The 17,744-nt window shown below is 45.3% G+C and carries 16 protein-coding genes and 2 tRNA genes; 15 read left to right on the top strand and 3 right to left on the bottom strand.

What is annotated here, in order from left to right; translation table 11 throughout:
* Nucleotides 1-7: 7 nt before the first annotated feature.
* The gene (locus tag A8140_RS12760) at nt 8-853 is read left to right on the top strand and encodes a magnesium transporter (protein WP_005530349.1); all 846 of its coding nucleotides are present in this window, start codon (nt 8-10) and stop codon (nt 851-853) included.
* Here the strand turns inward: A8140_RS12760 and dacB are convergent.
* Nucleotides 832-2,256, bottom strand: a complete 1,425-nt coding sequence (dacB, locus tag A8140_RS12755; RefSeq protein WP_033000022.1) for a serine-type D-Ala-D-Ala carboxypeptidase — start codon at nt 2,254-2,256, stop codon at nt 832-834. The two genes, A8140_RS12760 and dacB, sit on opposite strands and share 22 nt — an antisense overlap.
* 116 nt (nt 2,257-2,372) lie before the next feature.
* The gene (locus A8140_RS12750) at nt 2,373-3,350 is read right to left on the bottom strand and encodes a porin (protein ID WP_005530345.1); all 978 of its coding nucleotides are present in this window, start codon (nt 3,348-3,350) and stop codon (nt 2,373-2,375) included.
* 537 nt (nt 3,351-3,887) lie between these two features.
* Between A8140_RS12750 and greA the strand changes: the two genes are divergently transcribed.
* Nucleotides 3,888-4,361: a transcription elongation factor GreA gene (greA, locus tag A8140_RS12745; RefSeq protein ID WP_005530343.1), complete on the top strand. Its 474-nt coding sequence runs from the start codon at nt 3,888-3,890 to the stop codon at nt 4,359-4,361.
* Between the two features lie 92 nt (nt 4,362-4,453).
* Here greA and yhbY read toward each other — a convergent pair whose 3' ends face one another.
* Complete coding sequence (gene yhbY / locus A8140_RS12740) at nt 4,454-4,750, bottom strand: ribosome assembly RNA-binding protein YhbY (RefSeq protein ID WP_005530341.1); 297 nt, start codon at nt 4,748-4,750, stop codon at nt 4,454-4,456.
* Nucleotides 4,751-4,888: 138 nt separating this feature from the next.
* Here yhbY and rlmE point away from each other — a divergent pair, with 138 nt between their 5' ends.
* The 13 genes from rlmE to rpsO all read left to right on the top strand — a co-directional run bounded on the left by rlmE (nt 4,889) and on the right by rpsO (nt 17,461).
* Entirely contained in the window at nt 4,889-5,518 is a 630-nt protein-coding gene (rlmE, locus tag A8140_RS12735; protein ID WP_005530339.1) for a 23S rRNA (uridine(2552)-2'-O)-methyltransferase RlmE, read from the top strand.
* Nucleotides 5,519-5,626: 108 nt separating this feature from the next.
* The gene (gene ftsH, locus A8140_RS12730) at nt 5,627-7,603 is read left to right on the top strand and encodes an ATP-dependent zinc metalloprotease FtsH (RefSeq protein WP_033000020.1); all 1,977 of its coding nucleotides are present in this window, start codon (nt 5,627-5,629) and stop codon (nt 7,601-7,603) included.
* Nucleotides 7,604-7,672: 69 nt separating this feature from the next.
* On the top strand, nt 7,673-8,503 hold the full coding sequence (gene folP / locus A8140_RS12725) for a dihydropteroate synthase (protein ID WP_005530336.1): 831 nt from the start codon (nt 7,673-7,675) through the stop codon (nt 8,501-8,503).
* Nucleotides 8,504-8,522: 19 nt separating this feature from the next.
* A complete protein-coding gene (gene glmM, locus A8140_RS12720; protein WP_005530334.1) occupies nt 8,523-9,863 on the top strand; it encodes a phosphoglucosamine mutase in 1,341 nt (446 codons plus the stop codon).
* Between the two features lie 225 nt (nt 9,864-10,088).
* Complete coding sequence (gene secG / locus A8140_RS12710; RefSeq protein ID WP_005530332.1) at nt 10,089-10,427, top strand: preprotein translocase subunit SecG; 339 nt, start codon at nt 10,089-10,091, stop codon at nt 10,425-10,427.
* Between the two features lie 18 nt (nt 10,428-10,445).
* Nucleotides 10,446-10,529 (top strand) — tRNA-Leu (locus A8140_RS12705).
* A 56-nt stretch (nt 10,530-10,585) separates the two neighbouring features.
* Nucleotides 10,586-10,662, top strand: a tRNA-Met gene (locus A8140_RS12700).
* Nucleotides 10,663-10,894: 232 nt separating this feature from the next.
* On the top strand, nt 10,895-11,350 hold the full coding sequence (rimP, locus tag A8140_RS12695) for a ribosome maturation factor RimP (RefSeq protein ID WP_005530330.1): 456 nt from the start codon (nt 10,895-10,897) through the stop codon (nt 11,348-11,350).
* 36 nt (nt 11,351-11,386) lie between these two features.
* Nucleotides 11,387-12,874 carry a transcription termination factor NusA gene (gene nusA, locus A8140_RS12690; RefSeq protein ID WP_005530328.1) on the top strand — a complete coding sequence of 496 codons (1,488 nt, stop codon included), beginning with the start codon at nt 11,387-11,389 and terminating at the stop codon, nt 12,872-12,874.
* A 21-nt stretch (nt 12,875-12,895) separates the two neighbouring features.
* Nucleotides 12,896-15,580 carry a translation initiation factor IF-2 gene (infB, locus tag A8140_RS12685; protein WP_005530326.1) on the top strand — a complete coding sequence of 895 codons (2,685 nt, stop codon included), beginning with the start codon at nt 12,896-12,898 and terminating at the stop codon, nt 15,578-15,580.
* Nucleotides 15,581-15,689: 109 nt separating this feature from the next.
* Entirely contained in the window at nt 15,690-16,097 is a 408-nt protein-coding gene (gene rbfA, locus A8140_RS12680) for a 30S ribosome-binding factor RbfA (protein ID WP_005431935.1), read from the top strand.
* Nucleotides 16,097-17,041, top strand: a complete 945-nt coding sequence (truB, locus tag A8140_RS12675) for a tRNA pseudouridine(55) synthase TruB (protein ID WP_005530324.1) — start codon at nt 16,097-16,099, stop codon at nt 17,039-17,041. The genes rbfA and truB overlap by 1 nt, the downstream gene beginning before the upstream one ends.
* 150 nt (nt 17,042-17,191) lie before the next feature.
* Entirely contained in the window at nt 17,192-17,461 is a 270-nt protein-coding gene (gene rpsO, locus A8140_RS12670; protein WP_005380094.1) for a 30S ribosomal protein S15, read from the top strand.
* The last annotated feature ends 283 nt before the right edge of the window (nt 17,462-17,744 follow it).

The raw sequence follows: 17,744 nt of genomic DNA, 5'->3' as shown, positions 1-17,744 counted from the left end.
ATTCGCCATGACGGTAATGAACAACACTTTTATTGAAACAACACCAAACTTTTCTGAAGTAGAAATTGGTGCCGCTCGTAATGCGTTTTTGCGATACGAGCAAGAGCAGCAACTGCATTTACTCACCATTATGCCTATCGATGAGGCGGTTGGTATTTTGCAGCACTGTTCAGTTGGCTATGTAAATAGCTTGATTGCTCAACTTGAACAAGCTGGGCATGACAAACGTGCTCGTCACTATGCTCACCAGTTAGGTCTGCATATGTCGGAGGTTGATACACCAGACGGTTATCTTTCTACGAGCGTGCTAGGGCATGTGAAGCAGCGTATTGGCTGGATCGTTGCTCTTGCGTTACTAGGGATTGTGTCTGGCTTAATCATTGCTCAATATGAAGACACATTGAGCCAACTTGTTTTGCTGGCGGTTTACATGCCGGTTATCGCGGCGGCTGGTGGCAACACGGGAACTCAAGCTGCAACTTTGGTGATTCGTGCTCTTGCAACAGGAGAGCTTAAGAAGCGCCAATGGTTGGAGGTTTTGTGGAAAGAAAGCCGCGTAGCTCTGTTTATCGCGTTAGCGATTGCTATCGTGATGGTCGGCCGCATCATGTTATTCAGTGGCGGGCAATCGACAGGAGGCTTTGCGATTGAGGATATCGCGTTGGCGATTGCCGTCGCGTTGTTTATTCAGGTGACCATTTCAACCACGCTAGGCGGATTACTTCCTATTATTGCTCGAGCTTGTAAACTGGACCCAGCCGTTTTGGTGAGCCCAGTCTTAGCATCGATTGTCGATATTTCAGGGATGTGGATCTACTTTTCCGTGGTGAACTACTTCTTAGGCATTGCCTGACTGAAACTCACAATGTCTTGGTAGAATAACTTCTCAAACTGCGTAATAGGGGGGACGACAGGCTTGTTATCGTCCCTCTTTTCTGGAAAGTAGTCCGATACAAACTGAACAAATAAAGTATTTGGTTTTCCGTTCTTATCTAATCCATAGCCTGCCATGTTATAGGTTCCGTACAGCGAACCGCTCTTCGCTATCAACTGACCTTTGATCGGTGCTTTACGCATACTTTTACGGTATTGCAAGGTGCCCGACTCACCAGACTTCGGCATAATTGCGATCAGGTTAAGCTCCTTCTCATGCTGCCAAATATAACGCAAAATGGCCGCCATAGAAGTGGCTGAAATTCGGTTATTGCGCGATAAGCCAGAGCCGTCTTCCAGTCTTGCATTACGAATATCGACACCCGTATTGGCAAAGATAATTTGTTTGATGGCTTCTGTACCGTTAGTAAAGCTTCCCGGTTGAACAAAAAACTTCGCACCAAGGGTTTTAGTCAGCGTATCTGCAATCAAGTTGTCAGAGTGTTTGAGCATTTGGTCTAAAAGTTGTGGCAACGGTTTAGACTTATGTACAGCGAGCAACTTACGAGGCTTTTTTGGTGCTTTACCAATTCGAATATTGCCTTTTAATGAGATACCAATTTGCTTGAGTAACTTTTGTACTTTTTGGCTGGTATAGCGTTCAGGATCTTGCACAGCAAATTTAAGAGGAAGCGGTTTGTCGCCGCGGTCAACCAGACAGCCTGTCAGTTCATATTGGTTGTCAGGGTTGGCTATTAGGTCTAAATCACAGTGGCGGCTCTTCTGAACGCTTCTAGAGACGGTTTGAACACTGGTTTTTACGTTTATTGGTTGATGTTCTGGGACGTAGACGCGAGTAGAACCATTTTTTTGCGTGTAGATAGAAGCTTGGACACAGTTATCATTCAACGTAATCGCAGCAGCTGGGGCACTGTAGCAAACCCCAAGAATATCCCATGGCCAACCTACAGCACGATTATAACCAGTAAAAGCGCTGTTATCTAACCAAAGGTCGCCTTTGATTTGACTCAAGCCATTTTTCTTGGCTCGTGTCAGCATGGTCTTTAGATCTTGAGTCAGTAGCGTTGGGTCCCCAGAAAAAGTAAGTACCGTGTCTGAGTTTGAGCTCTCTAAGGTGGTGCGAAACGCAAAGCTGTTTCCCAGTTCAAGTTTTGCCGCTAATGCAGTGACGACCTTTAGCGTGCTGGCTGGTGGGAAATACTGCTCAGTGGGATGAACGCCTTTTAGCTCACTTTGCCCATTAAGTTTTTCAGCAACCAAGCTGACACGAGAGCCTTCTGGCAGAACCTCTTGATGAGGATAAGCCATTGATGTGATAGGGACGAAACTAGAAAAAAGTAATAAAGACCAACTTAAGCGCATAATGACAGTTCGAGAGGTTAGTTATGCAATTGAGTATATAACGAAAAATTGCAGAATTCTGGATATAAAAAATGCCCGCATAAGCGAGCATTTTATCTTCAAGTCGTAAGACTGAATTAGAAGTCGTAACGTAGACCTAGAGCTAGCTCGTCTTCTGCGTCAGCTTTAGTTGCTGGTACTGCAGAACCATTGCCGATCTTATCACCTTCAGAAATTAGGTTGAAGTTGTACGATACGTAGCCACGGAAGTTAGGCTTGAAGTAGTAAGACGCGTCAACAGCAAAGTTGTTTGCAGACGTTTCGCTGTTAGTTTCTGCGTTGTTGTATGTAGTTGTGAATACTGTCTGGCCTAGAGTGTATGCAGCTGCTAGTTCGTAGCCCGTGTAATCATCACCGTCAGTTAATAAACCTGCAAAGTATAGGTCGTTCATTGTGTATGATGCTGCTAGCATGTATTCACTGACGTCGAATTGGTCTGCGTAACCTGCACCAAGTTCAAAACCAGTGTCTGCGAAAGCGTAAATTGCAGATAGAGAGTAGCCATCTGCGCCGTTGTCAGTGTATTCAGTGCCTGCTTCGTTCAGTTCACGGTCAGCAAAACGGTAGCTAGCTTTAACAGCTAGGTTTTCGAATTGGCCTTTGTAAGATAGCATGTTGTCAGAACGGTCAGCTGCAGGTAGTTTGTCAGCAGCAGAGTTGCCAGCGTATGCCATGATATCTGTGAAGTCAGTAATAACGCCTAGCGCACCGTCGTTTTTACCGTAAGTTACTTCACCGAATGCACCGCCAAGACCAGCGTATGCGTAACGAGTGTCTAGATTGCTGTTGCCGTCTACGTCGCCGTTTTCAGCTGTAGTGAACTCACCTTCCCAGAAACCAACACCGTATAGGTTGTCGTTGATTGCTTGAGTACCAAGGAAGTTTAGACGGATACGAGAGTTGTCCGCTACATCGCCATCTTGAATAGATAGACGTGCTTCAGCACGGCCGCCCATTTCTAGAGAAGTACCGTCTTGGTTGTAAAGCTCAGCTGCGTTCACGCCAGTTGCCATAGCTGCTGCAGATACAGAAAGAGCAATTAGAGTCTTTTTCATCTTATTTGTCCTAGTTAGCTGTCCATAATCATTGTTTTATGGGGGAGAGGTTATCTCTCACAAGTTATCGTTGTGCGTATGGTTTCATTCGTGAGAATCGCCCACATTTGAAAAACCGATGACGTAACAACTTGCCGGACATGTTTTACTGCTAAAGTTTCCCTATGAGTTAGTAAAATGATATAAATCCAACTAATGAACAGTGTTCAATTGTTTGCTTTTGTTTTTTAAGTTGTTGTTAAATATTGATTTGTGTCGCTATGACATTAGTCTGACATTGATTTGTTTTTATCTTTTTTGATGTTTTTAGTGTAATGAACAGTGTTGTTTTTCAATAAACTGCGATGATGGTTAAATCTAAAAGCCATTGATGACAAGGTATTAAGCACGCAATTGGATGGCAAAATCGAATTAGGGTGATTTCATATCCCAGTTTGTTTAAACTAATCAAAACAGAATCTTTGAACGTACTACCCAATCATCATGATTGGGTAGGCTTTTTTTGTCCAAAGACACCTTTGGCCTTGAGGTTATATAATGGAAAAAGTTCCAATGACACTACGTGGCGAACAATTGCTACGTACCGAGCTTGATCGTCTACTAAAGCTTCGCCCGCAAATTTCAGAAGCAATCGCAGAAGCGCGTGAACTAGGCGACTTGAAAGAAAACGCTGAATACCACGCAGCTCGTGAAGAGCAGGGTATCTGTGAAGCACAAATTCGTGACATTGAATACAAACTGTCTGTCGCTCAAGTAATTGACGTAACATCGATGGACAACACTGGTAAGGTGATTTTTGGCTCAACCGTAACTCTGATTGATTGTGATACGGAAGAAGAGAAAACCTACCAAATCGTGGGTGACGACGAAGCAGATATTAAAGCAGGTCGTATCTCAATCAGTTCTCCAATTGCTCGTGGCCTGATCGGTAAGATGGAAGGTGACGAAGTGGTTATTCAAACCCCTGGTGGTGCGAAAGACTTCGAAATTGACAGCGTTGAGTACATCTAATTAGGCGATGCTGTCTATTCGCTGATATAAACAGTAGATGCAAAAAAGGTCGCCCATGGCGACCTTTTCTTCTTCCGCTGCGTAAGTAGGGGTTACTTACGTGGGATTTCGATTTTACGCTCTTCAGACTGGCGGTATAGCACAAGTACTTTACCAATTGTCTGAACTTTTTCAGCGCCCGTCTCACGTACGATAGCGTCGATGATCAGCTGTTTTGTCTCACGGTCTTCTGATGCAATTTTAATTTTGATCAGTTCGTGGTGGTCAAGAGCGATTTCAATTTCTGCTAGCACGGCTTCTGTAAGTCCATTTGCGCCCATTAGCACAACAGGTTTTAAACTGTGAGCCAGGCCTTTTAGGTGCTGCTTTTGTTTGGTGCTTAGGTTCATTACGCGGCCAATTTTCTTTAAAATAAGGGTTGAAAACAGCTATTTTAACGCCATCTATTGCTGAAGACTATAATTTATTGAGTAATAGGTTGAGCCTATTAAAACAATAGCTCCTAATTACGCCTTGTTGGGATTAAAATGAGTAAACAAAAACATTCGGCTAGTTCTGGTCGTTGGTTGAAAGAACACTTTGATGATAAATACGCAAACGAAGCTCGTAAAAAAGGCTACCGTTCTCGTGCTTACTTCAAAATTGAAGAGATCCAAACAAAAGATAAATTGTTGAAATCTGGGATGACTGTCGTCGATTTAGGCGCCGCTCCAGGTGGATGGTCTCAATATGCTGCTAATATAATAGGTGAAGAAGGTCAAATCATTGCATGTGACTTATTGCCTATGGATCCAATCGCTGGCGTAAGCTTCCTACAAGGTGACTTTCGTGACGAGGCAGTATTAGATGCTCTGTTAGAAAGAATCCAACCTTCAATGGTAGACGTATTAATGTCTGACATGGCGCCTAACATTGCTGGTAATAATTCTGTAGATCAGCCACGAGCTATGTATTTAGTTGAATTGGCTTTAGATATGTGTCGACAAGTTCTAGCACCTAATGGTAGCTTTGTCGTAAAGGTTTTCCAGGGTGAAGGCTTCGATCAATTTGTGAAAGAAGTCCGAGACATGTTTAAAGTCGTAAAAATCAGAAAACCAGACTCATCGCGAGCTCGCTCACGAGAAGTCTTTGTTGTAGCCACTGGTTACAAAGGTTAACCATTTCGCTGGTTTAGAGTATGGTTAACACTATAGCTACAGGTAATGAACTGTAGTACCCTACCTTTAATTACAATTAGTTATCGAGAGGCTGACACCTTGAGTGACATGGCAAAAAATTTAATTCTGTGGCTTGTTATCGCTGTCGTATTGATGTCGGTATTCCAGAGCTTTGGCCCTGGAGAAAGCAATGGCAGAACCGTGGATTACACCACGTTTGTACAGGAAGTTGGCCAAGGCCAGATTCAAGAAGCAACTTTTAAAGACGGTGAGATTAGCTTTGTTCGTCGCGGCGGCGGTGCCAAAATGGTTACTTACATGCCAGTGTATGATCAAAAGCTTCTGGATGACCTAATCAATCAAAACGTGAAAGTGCAAGGTACGCCTCCTGAAGAGCAAAGCCTACTTGGCACAATTTTCATCTCTTGGTTCCCTATGATCTTACTGATTGGTGTATGGATTTTCTTCATGCGTCAAATGCAAGGCGGCGGCGGTAAAGGCGCTATGTCTTTCGGTAAGAGCAAAGCTCGCATGATGAGCGAAGAGCAAATCAAGACTACTTTTGCCGACGTTGCAGGTTGTGACGAGGCAAAAGAAGATGTTAAAGAACTTGTTGATTACCTACGTGACCCAAGCCGCTTCCAGAAATTAGGCGGTAAGATTCCAACAGGTGTTCTAATGGTTGGTCCTCCTGGTACTGGTAAAACGCTTCTAGCGAAGGCTATTGCCGGTGAAGCAAAAGTGCCGTTCTTTACTATCTCTGGTTCTGACTTCGTAGAAATGTTCGTAGGTGTTGGTGCATCTCGTGTGCGTGACATGTTTGAGCAAGCGAAGAAAGCAGCACCTTGTATCATCTTTATCGATGAGATCGATGCGGTAGGTCGTCAGCGTGGCGCTGGTGTTGGTGGTGGTCACGATGAACGTGAACAAACCCTAAACCAAATGCTGGTTGAGATGGATGGTTTCGAAGGTAACGAAGGTATCATCGTTATCGCAGCAACTAACCGTCCTGACGTATTGGACCCTGCGCTATTGCGTCCTGGCCGTTTTGACCGTCAAGTGGTTGTTGGTCTTCCAGATGTACGTGGTCGTGAGCAGATCCTTAAGGTACACATGCGTAAAGTGCCTCTAGCAGGTGACGTAGAGCCTTCTCTAATCGCACGTGGTACTCCAGGTTTCTCTGGTGCTGACCTAGCAAACTTAGTAAACGAAGCTGCATTGTTCGCTGCGCGTGGTAACAAGCGCAACGTTTCAATGGTTGAGTTTGAACTGGCGAAAGACAAAATCATGATGGGTGCAGAGCGCCGTTCGATGGTGATGTCTGAAGAAGTAAAGGAGTCAACAGCTTACCACGAAGCAGGTCACGCGATTGTTGGTCGCCTCGTACCAGAACATGATCCGGTGTACAAAGTGTCTATCATTCCACGTGGTCGTGCGCTTGGTGTGACTATGTACCTACCAGAACAGGACCGTGTGAGCATGTCTCGCCAACATCTAGAATCAATGGTTTCTAGCTTGTACGGTGGTCGTCTAGCGGAAGAACTTATCTACGGTGCTGATAAAGTATCGACGGGTGCATCGAACGATATCGAACGTGCCACTGATATTGCTCGTAAGATGGTGACGCAATGGGGCTTCTCTGAGAAACTTGGTCCGCTACTGTACGCGGAAGAAGAAGGTGAAGTGTTCCTTGGCCGTAGTGTGACACAGACTAAACACATGTCTGATGACACGGCGAAGCTGATCGACGACGAAGTTCGTAAGATCATCGACCGCAACTATGACCGTGCGAAGAAAATCTTGGAAGATAACATGGACATCATGCATGCGATGAAAGATGCGCTAATGAAGTATGAGACCATTGATGCTGGCCAGATTGATGACCTAATGGAGCGCAAATCTGAGATCCGTGAACCTGCTGGTTGGGGCGACAAGCCAAGCAATCCAGAAGATAACGATAAGCCTCAAGCGAAGCCTGAAGTAAAAGTAGAAGAGAAGCCTGTTGAGCCTACAAAACCTGTAGAGCAATCAACGTCTCAAGAAGCGACTTCAAGCGGAGCGCCAGAAAAGAAAGACTCTGAATAAAGAGTAGTCTTTGATAATAAACCCCGAGTTAAGCTCGGGGTTTTTGTATCTGTTGTGATTATTAACACTATGATTATTAAAGCAAACAACAAATCTCTCGATCTTTCTCGCCCACATGTTATGGCAATCCTCAATGTCACGCCTGACTCATTTTCTGATGGTGGTAAATTTAACTCACTTGAATTAGCGCTTGCTCAAGTTGAGAAAATGATCGCCGCTGGTGTGAGCATCATCGATATCGGTGGTGAATCAACGCGACCAGGTGCCCCTGATGTTGAATTAGAAGAAGAACTGCAACGTGTGATTCCTGTTATCCAAGCGATACGTGATAGGCACGATGTTTGGATTTCTGTTGATACCAGTAAAGCTGAAGTGATGCGCCAAGCGGTTGCTGCTGGCGCAGACCTCATTAACGATGTTCGTGCGCTTCAAGAGCCAGGAGCATTAGAGGTCGCAGCAGAAGCTAACTTGCCAATTTGCCTGATGCACATGAAAGGCCAGCCACGTACGATGCAAGCCAATCCTCAATACGATGATCTGATGGAAGATGTCTCTGCATTCTTTCAAGAACGAATTGCTGCTTGTGAGGCTGTGGGTATCGATAAGTCTCAACTTATCCTTGACCCAGGTTTTGGTTTTGGCAAAACCATAGAACACAATTATCATTTGCTCGCTCATCTCGATAAGTTCCATGAATTTGGCTTGCCAATCCTTGCTGGTATGTCGCGTAAGTCCATGATTTTCAAGTTGTTGGATAAGCCAGCGGCTGACTGCACCAATGCGAGTGTCGTCTGTGCGACTATCGCGGCGATGAAAGGCGCGCAAATTATTCGAGTTCATGACTTTGAAGAAACCATTGAAGCAATGAAAGTGGTTGAGATGACGAACAAAAATATCTAAAAGAATTAAGGAAAGTTTTATGTCTGATAAAAGACGTTATTTCGGTACTGATGGCGTACGCGGTAAAGTTGGACAATACCCAATTACTCCAGATTTTGTACTGAAGCTTGGCTGGGCAGCTGGTCGTGTACTAGCGAAACAAGGCACAAAAAAAGTTATCATCGGTAAAGATACGCGTATCTCTGGTTACATGCTTGAATCTGCTCTTGAAGCCGGTCTTGCCGCTGCTGGCCTGAAAGCAACCTTTACTGGTCCAATGCCAACCCCAGCGGTTGCTTACCTAACGCAAACCTTCCGAGCGGAAGCGGGCATCGTTATTTCAGCGTCTCACAACCCTTACTACGACAACGGTATTAAGTTCTTTTCATCTGAGGGTACTAAGCTTCCGGATGATATCGAGCTTGCTATTGAAGCTGAGCTAGATAAAGACATTGAATGTGTGGAGTCAGCTGAGCTTGGTAAAGCAACCCGCCTGAACGACGCGGCTGGTCGTTACATCGAGTTTTGTAAGAGCACCTTCCCACCAGATCTTAGCCTAGCGAACGTGAAGATTGTGGTTGATTGTGCCCATGGTGCTACTTACCACATCGCTCCTAATGTATTTAAAGAGCTAGGTGCTGACGTTGTTGCAATGGGCGTTGAGCCAAACGGTACTAACATCAATGCTGAAGTCGGTGCGACAGACGTTCGTGCGCTACAAAAACGTGTTGTAGAAGAGCAAGCTCACCTGGGCCTTGCGTTCGATGGTGACGGTGACCGTATCATCATGGTTGACCATTTGGGCAACAAGATCGATGGTGACCAAATTGCTTACATCATTGCTCGTGATGCACTGCGTCGCGGCGAACTCAAAGGCGGTGTCGTTGGTACGCTAATGACTAACTTAGGTATGGAAAATGGCCTGAAGCAATTGGGTATTCCGTTCGTGCGTGCTGCGGTTGGCGACCGTTACGTGATGGAGCAACTACTTACTAAAGGTTGGAAGATCGGTGCAGAAAACTCAGGCCACGTTATCTTGCTAGATAAAGTGACTACTGGTGACGCTATCGTAGCAGCGTTACAAGTACTTGCCTCTGTTGTCGGTAGCGAAATGACATTGCACGATCTGTCTCAAGGTATGACGCTTTACCCACAAGTACTAGAGAATGTACGTTTTGCTGGTGAAAGCAACCCACTAGAAGCGCATGCAGTGCTTGACTCAGTTGCAGAAGTAGAAGCAGAGTTGGGCGACAAAGGCCGAGTATTACTGCGTAAATCGGGCACTGAACCACTTATTCGTGTAATGGTGGAAGGTGAAGATGCGGAACTTGTTCAAAGCTCTGCGCTTAAGATTGCAGAAGCTGTAAAAGCAAGTTGTTAATCATTGCTTTAACCCATTCTGCGAGAGGAAAGGGCAACTTTTGCCCTTTTTTTGAGCGCTTAGTGCGTTGGTGGTGACTTTTTACTAATTTTCCCTTGTCAGCGTTACTGGCTTTCGCTAGTATTGCTCCGCCTCCCGTTAGGAGGTCGCTAGCCTTGTTCATAAATAAACGCGATTGTTTTTGAACGGCGCTGGCTCAACAATTTGGAACATAGGTGGAAAAAAATGTTTTCAGTTCTACTTGTGATTTACCTGTTGGCGGCGCTTGGTGTGATTGGCCTTGTGTTGATTCAACAAGGTAAAGGCGCAGATATGGGAGCCTCGTTCGGTGCAGGTGCTTCAAACACAGTGTTTGGTGCAAGCGGCTCAGGTAATTTCTTAACCCGAACAACTGCTATTTTAGCAACCGTATTTTTTATCGTTAGCTTGCTACTTGGTCGTATGTCTACGCATAAGACTGAGTCACAATGGGTAGACCCAACACTAGGTCAACCAGTTGTAGAACAAGTTAAAGATGCAGCAAGTGAAGTTCCAGCACCTACAGGTGATGAGATTCCACAATAAGCTGTAAAGGTTTATGTAGCCGAGATGGTGAAATTGGTAGACACGCTAGCATGAGGTGCTAGTGCCTTAGGTGTGAGGGTTCGAGTCCCTCTCTCGGCACCATGAATTTACAAACTTGTAAATCACTTAGTTGAGCGTATAATGCTCAGCAAGTCGGACGCGGGGTGGAGCAGCTTGGTAGCTCGTCGGGCTCATAACCCGAAGGTCGTCGGTTCAAATCCGGCCCCCGCAACCAATCTCTTCTTTCATATGGAAAGAATGATTCGATTGGCAAGTTTGCACAGTGCTAACCACATTGTGAGTTAAGAAAAGCAATTTTTGGCTATTCTTAACGTATCAGGGTCCAGCAGCATAAAACCCCGACTTTCGGGGTTTTTTGTTATCTGAGTTTTTGTAATTTAACTCGGATCACTGCTTGGTTTTTTGATTGGGCTCTGAGCCCTTTTTTTGTTTCTGGAGTGGTTCAAATGACTGGTTTAGAAAGACAACTTACTGAAATGCTTGAAGCTCCTGTAGAAGCAACAGGCTACGAGTTGGTTGGATTAGAATTTATTCGTGCGGGTGCGCACTCAACGTTGCGTATCTACATCGACCATGAAAATGGTATCAACGTAGATGCCTGTGCTGAAGTTAGCCATCAGGTAAGCGCAGTATTAGACGTTGAAGATCCAATTTCTGTTGCTTACAGCCTAGAAGTTTCTTCTCCAGGCTTAGAAAGACCACTTTTCAAAGCAGCACATTACGAGCAATTTATTGGTCACGAGGTCAGCATCGTATTGAAAATGGCTGTTGCAAACCGTCGTAAGTGGAAAGGTATTATCCACAGCGTTGATGGTGAGACAATTGCAGTTACTTGTGAAGGGCAACAAGAAGAGTTTGCTCTAAGTAACATTTCAAAAGCTAACCTGATCCCTAAATTTTAGTTCCCTAAAAAATTTGAAGCTTAGAGGCTAAATACAATGAGTAAAGAAATTTTAGCGGTAGCAGAAGCGGTATCGAACGAAAAAGCGGTACCTCGTGAGCGTATCTTTGAGGCTCTTGAGATTGCTCTAGCAACTTCTACAAAGAAAAAGTACGAAATCGAAATCGATGTACGCGTAGCTATCGACCGTAAAACGGGTGAGTTTGAAACATTCCGCCGTTGGTTGGTTGTAGAAGATGTTGAAAACCCAACAAAAGAAATCTCTCTAGAAGCTGCACAATACGAAGATGCAGACATTCAACTAGGCGATTTCGTAGAAGACGATATCCCATCGGTTACATTCGACCGTATTACGACGCAAACTGCTAAGCAAGTTATCGTACAAAAAGTACGTGAAGCTGAGCGTGCGCAAATCGTAGAGCAGTTCATCGACAACGAAGGTGATTTGATCACTGGTGTTGTTAAGAAAGTAAACCGCGAGACGGTTGTACTTGATCTTGGTAACAACGCAGAAGCGGTAATCCTACGTGATGACCAACTTCCTCGTGAAAACTTCCGTCCAGGTGACCGTGTTCGTGGTCTTCTGTACAAAGTTGCTCCTGAAGCGCGTGGTTTCCAGCTGTTCATCACTCGTTCTAAGCCAGAAATGCTGGCTGAACTGTTCCGTGTAGAAGTGCCAGAGATCGCTGAAGAAATCATCGAACTTAAAGGCGCTGCACGTGATCCAGGTTCTCGCGCTAAGATCGCTGTTAAAACAAACGACAAGCGTATCGACCCTGTAGGTGCGTGTGTTGGTATGCGTGGTGCACGTGTACAAGCAGTATCTGGTGAGCTTGGCGGTGAGCGTATCGATATCGTTCTTTGGGACGATAACCCAGCTCAATTCGTTATCAACGCAATGGCACCAGCTGATGTTGCTTCTATCATCGTTGATGAAGATGCACACTCAATGGACATCGCTGTTGAAGCTGACAACCTAGCGCAAGCTATCGGTCGTAACGGTCAAAACGTACGTCTAGCATCTCAACTAACTGGTTGGGAACTGAACGTAATGACTGTGGCAGATCTTCAGAAGAAACACGCTGAAGAGTCTCAAGCGTCTATCGAAAACTTCATGAAGTACCTAGACATTGAAGAAGACTTCGCTCAACTGCTTGTTGAAGAAGGTTTCTCAACGCTAGAAGAAATCGCATACGTTCCAGTTAATGAACTGCTAGACGTAGACGGCCTAAACGAAGAGCTTGTAGAAGAACTTCGTAGCCGTGCGAAAGACGCACTAACGACAATTGCCCTAGCGCAAGAAGAGTCTTTCGAAGGTCTAGAACCTGCTGAAGACCTACTAGGCCTTGAAGGTCTAGAGCGTGAGATGGCATTCAAGTTGGCAGCAAAAGGTGTAGCAACACTAGAAGATCTAGCCGACCAAGGTATCGATGATTTAGAAGGTATTGAAGGCCTGACAGAAGAACGCGCAGGTGAGCTTATCATGGCTGCACGTAACATCTGTTGGTTCGGCGAAGAAGCATAATATCAGCAAGGAGGAAGCGGCATGACACAATTAACAGTTAAAGCTCTGAGTGAAGAGATTGGTACTCCAGTCGACCGCTTAATGGAACAACTTGCTGACGCTGGCATGAACAAAGCGAGTTCTGACCATGTATCGGATGAAGAGAAGCAAAAGCTTCTCTCTCACCTGAAGAAAGAGCACGGCGATAAGTCGGGCGAATCTGAACCTACTAGACTGACGCTTCAACGTAAGACTCGTAGCACGCTAAGTGTTGCAGCAGGTGGCGGCAAAAGTAAGGATGTTCAAGTAGAAGTGCGTAAGAAGCGCACATATGTGAAGCGCAGCACTATCGAAGACGACGCAAAACGTGAGGCTGAGGAAGCAGCAAAACGTGAAGCTGAAGAGCTTGCGAAGCGTGAGGCTGAAGAACAAGCCAAACGTGAAGCTGCAGAGAAAGCACAGCGCGAAGCCGATGAGAAAGCGAAACGTGAAGCGGATGCAAAACGTGAAGCTGAAGAAAAGGCAAAACGCGCACAAGCTGATAAGGCTAAGAAAGAAATGAATGCAAAAAACGCGGATGCTAATACGCAAGCGAAGAAAGAAGCTGACGAGCTAAAGCGTCGTCAGGAAGAAGAAGCCCAACGTAAAGCTGAGCAAGAAGCGGCTAAGCTAGTTGAAGAAGCTCGTAAACTTGCAGAAGAGAACGAAGCTCGTTGGTCTGAAGAAGAGACTAAAAAGAAAGAGCTTGAAAACTCTGACTACCACGTAACTACTTCTCGTTACGCTCGTGAAGCTGAAGATGCAGCTGACCGTAAAGAAGAAGGTGGTGCTCGTCGTAAGAAGAAGAAACCAGCAAAAGAAGAGCAATCACGCGGTGGTCGTAACCAACGTGGTGGCAAAGGCCGTAACAAAGGCAAACTTGCTAAGCCAACTTCAATGCAACACGGTTTCGATAAGTCTGCGACTGTAGCAAAACAAGACGTAGTAATCGGTGAGACAATCGTTCTCTCTGAACTTGCTAACAAGATGTCGGTTAAAGCGACAGAAGTTATCAAAGTAATGATGAAGATGGGCGCTATGGCGACTATCAACCAAGTGATCGACCAAGAAACAGCACAACTTGTTGCTGAAGAAATGGGTCACAAGGTAGTTCTTCGTAAAGAGAACGAACTGGAAGAAGCAGTGCTATCTGATCGTGATACAAACGCAGAAGCAGTACCACGCGCTCCAGTAGTAACAATCATGGGTCACGTTGACCACGGTAAAACGTCAACACTTGACTACATCCGTCGTACTCACGTTGCTTCAGGCGAAGCGGGTGGTATCACACAGCACATCGGTGCTTACCACGTTGAAACTGACAACGGCATGATCACGTTCCTTGATACTCCTGGACACGCGGCGTTTACTGCTATGCGTGCTCGTGGTGCTCAAGCGACAGATATCGTTGTTCTTGTAGTTGCAGCAGACGATGGCGTAATGCCACAAACAGTTGAAGCGATCCAGCACGCGAAAGCGGCAGGCGTTCCTCTGATTGTTGCTGTGAACAAGATCGATAAAGAAGACGCGAACCCAGACAACGTTAAGAATGAGCTAGCTCAATACGACGTAATCCCTGAGGAATGGGGCGGTGAGAACATGTTCGTTCACATCTCTGCTAAACAGGGTACAAACATCGACGGTCTTCTAGAAGCAATCCTTCTTCAATCTGAAGTTCTAGAGCTTACAGCTGTAGCAGAAGGCATGGCATCTGGTGTTGTTGTTGAATCTCGTCTAGATAAAGGTCGCGGTCCAGTTGCAACAGTACTTGTTCAATCAGGTACGCTAAACAAAGGCGATATCGTTCTTTGTGGTCAAGAATACGGCCGTGTTCGTGCAATGCGTGACGAACTAGGTAAAGAAATCACAGAAGCTGGTCCATCTATCCCTGTAGAGATCCTAGGTCTTTCAGGCGTACCATCTTCAGGTGATGAAGCAACAGTAGTACGTGACGAGCGTAAAGCGCGTGAAGTAGCGAACTACCGTGCTGGTAAGTTCCGTGAAGTGAAACTTGCTCGTCAGCAGAAATCTAAACTAGAGAACATGTTCTCTAACATGACTGCTGGTGAAGTTGCTGAACTAAACGTAGTACTGAAAGCTGACGTACAAGGCTCTGTAGAAGCAATCGCAGACTCTCTACTGAAACTGTCTACTGACGAAGTAAAAGTGAACATCGTTGGTTCTGGTGTTGGTGGTATTACTGAGACTGACGCAGTTCTTGCAGAAGCTTCAAACGCAATCATCCTTGGCTTTAACGTACGTGCGGATGCATCTGCTCGTCGTGCGATTGAAGCAGCAAGTGTTGACCTACGTTACTACTCAATCATTTACCAATTGATTGACGAAGTTAAACAAGCAATGGGTGGTATGCTTGCTCCAGAATTCAAGCAAGAAATCATTGGTCTTGCTGAAGTACGTGACGTATTTAAGTCACCAAAACTGGGCGCAATCGCTGGTTGTATGGTTACTGAAGGTCTAATTAAGCGTAACAACCCAATCCGCGTTCTACGCGACAACGTTGTTATCTACGAAGGTGAGCTAGAATCACTTCGTCGCTTTAAAGATGACGTTCAAGAAGTTAAGAATGGCTACGAGTGTGGTATCGGCGTTAAGAACTACAACGACGTTCGCGTTGGCGACCAGATCGAAGTATTCGAAATCGTTGAAATCAAACGTACTCTAGACTAATTGACTAAAATTACTAACCGTCTGAAAGACAAACAGTAATTGGTTGTTGAATACACCATGGGGGGCTGGCTTGACCATCCCCCCATTCTTTCTATTTAAGAGAATGAATATGTCAAAAGAATTTAGCCGCACGCAGCGCGTATCACAGCAGCTGCAAAAAGAACTTGCGATGATCCTTCAACGTGAAGTTCGTGACTCTCGCCTAGGCATGGTTACGATTTCAGACGTAGAAGTGTCACGCGATCTTGCTTACGCAAAAGTATTTGTTACTTTCCTATGTGTGGGTGAGCAAACACCAGAATCATGCTTAGCAGCACTACGTGAGCACGAAGTGCACATCCGTATGATGCTTGGTAAGCGTATTCGCCTACGTCTAACGCCTGAAATCCGTTTCTACTACGACAACACACTAGTAGAAGGTATGCGCATGTCGAACCTAGTTTCTGAGGTTGTGAACGAAGATAAACGTAAACAGCAAGATTCAGGTCGCGAAGAAGATCAGGCAGGGGAAGAGTAATGGCTCGTCGTCGTAAAGGTCGTCCAATTAATGGCGTTATCTTGTTGGACAAACCAACAGGTATTTCTTCCAATGATGCACTGCAAAAAGTAAAGCGTATCTACTTTGCTGAGAAAGCGGGTCATACGGGTGCATTGGACCCACTAGCGACGGGCATGTTGCCAATCTGCTTAGGTGAAGCAACCAAGTTCTCTCAGTTCTTGTTAGATTCAGACAAGCGCTACCGCGTAATCGCAAAGTTAGGTGAGCGTACTGATACGTCTGACTCTGATGGCGAAGTGGTAGAGACGCGTCCTATTGATGTGAACCTAGAGAAGTTAGAAGCGTGTATTGATACGTTCCGTGGTGAATCAGACCAAGTTCCTTCAATGTTCTCAGCATTGAAGTACCAAGGTAAGCCATTGTACGAGTACGCTCGTAAAGGCATCGAAGTGCCACGTGAATCTCGCAAGATCAAGGTATACGAAATCGTACTTCACCGTTTTGAAGGTGATGAAGTTGAGATGGAAGTACATTGCTCAAAAGGCACTTACATCCGTACTATCGTTGATGACCTAGGTGAAATGCTTGGCTGTGGCGCACACGTGACTATGCTTCGTCGTACTGGTGTTGCTAAGTACCCATACGAAAAAATGGTGACGCTAGAACAACTTAATGAGTTGCTTGAACAAGCACATCGCGATGAAGTAGCACCGAAAGAGTTGCTTGATCCACTGCTGTTGCCAATGGACACTGCCGTTGAAGATTTGCCTGAGGTAAACCTAAACGCTGAGCTAACTAACTTAGTACAACACGGTATGCCAGTGCAGGTACTGGGTGCGCCAGAGGGTACCCCAATTCGCATGACTTCTGGTGAAGATAAGCTGTTTATTGGCGTTGCTGAAGTGAACGACGATGGAAAAGTGGCACCAAAACGTTTGGTGGTTTTCCGTGACGAAGAGTAACTTCACTAAGCTCTAGAAAATACCGGCGATAATGCCGGTATTTTTATATTGCGCGGGTGAGGAAACTTCCCTATAATTCGCGCTTCGCGTAGCGGCTGAATCAGAGATTGGCTGCTACAACTTTAAACCTACTCTTATTAGGAGAGAATTATGTCTCTGAATGCAGAAACTAAAGCAGCAATCGTTGCAGAATACGCACAAGGCGAAGGCGACACTGGTTCACCAGAAGTTCAAGTAGCTCTACTTACAGCTTCTATCAACCACCTACAAGGTCACTTCAAAGCACACAAAGGCGATCACCACAGCCGTCGTGGTCTTCTACGTATGGTTTCTCGTCGTCGTAAGCTTCTAGACTACCTAAAAGGTAAAAATCTAGCTCGCTACCAAGACCTAATCAAGCGTCTAGGCCTACGTCGCTAATCAGCGACTGCATAGCAGTTTGTCTAAAAGGGGCTTTATGCCCCTTTTTTGTTGCCCGTTACTTATTTTGACTGCTATAGCTTAGCCAAATCAGACTTATGCCGTTATACTACACGCGGCTCAATCTCGTTTAGAGATTTTCACTAGGCTCATTGCATTACAGTCAACCACGTCGACCAAAAGGTCGCGACTATTAAAAGTGAACTGAACGCCACATTAGTTTGTTTTTACTAGTCGCGATTCGTAATGCCTTGGGTATCAATCAATACTCTCTAAGCAAATC

Source organism: Vibrio campbellii CAIM 519 = NBRC 15631 = ATCC 25920, assembly GCF_002163755.1.
GTDB classification, from domain to species: Bacteria; Pseudomonadota; Gammaproteobacteria; order Enterobacterales; family Vibrionaceae; genus Vibrio; species Vibrio campbellii.
The sequence above is the reverse complement of the archived record's forward strand: the minus strand, read 5'-3'. Positions and strand labels throughout refer to the sequence as shown.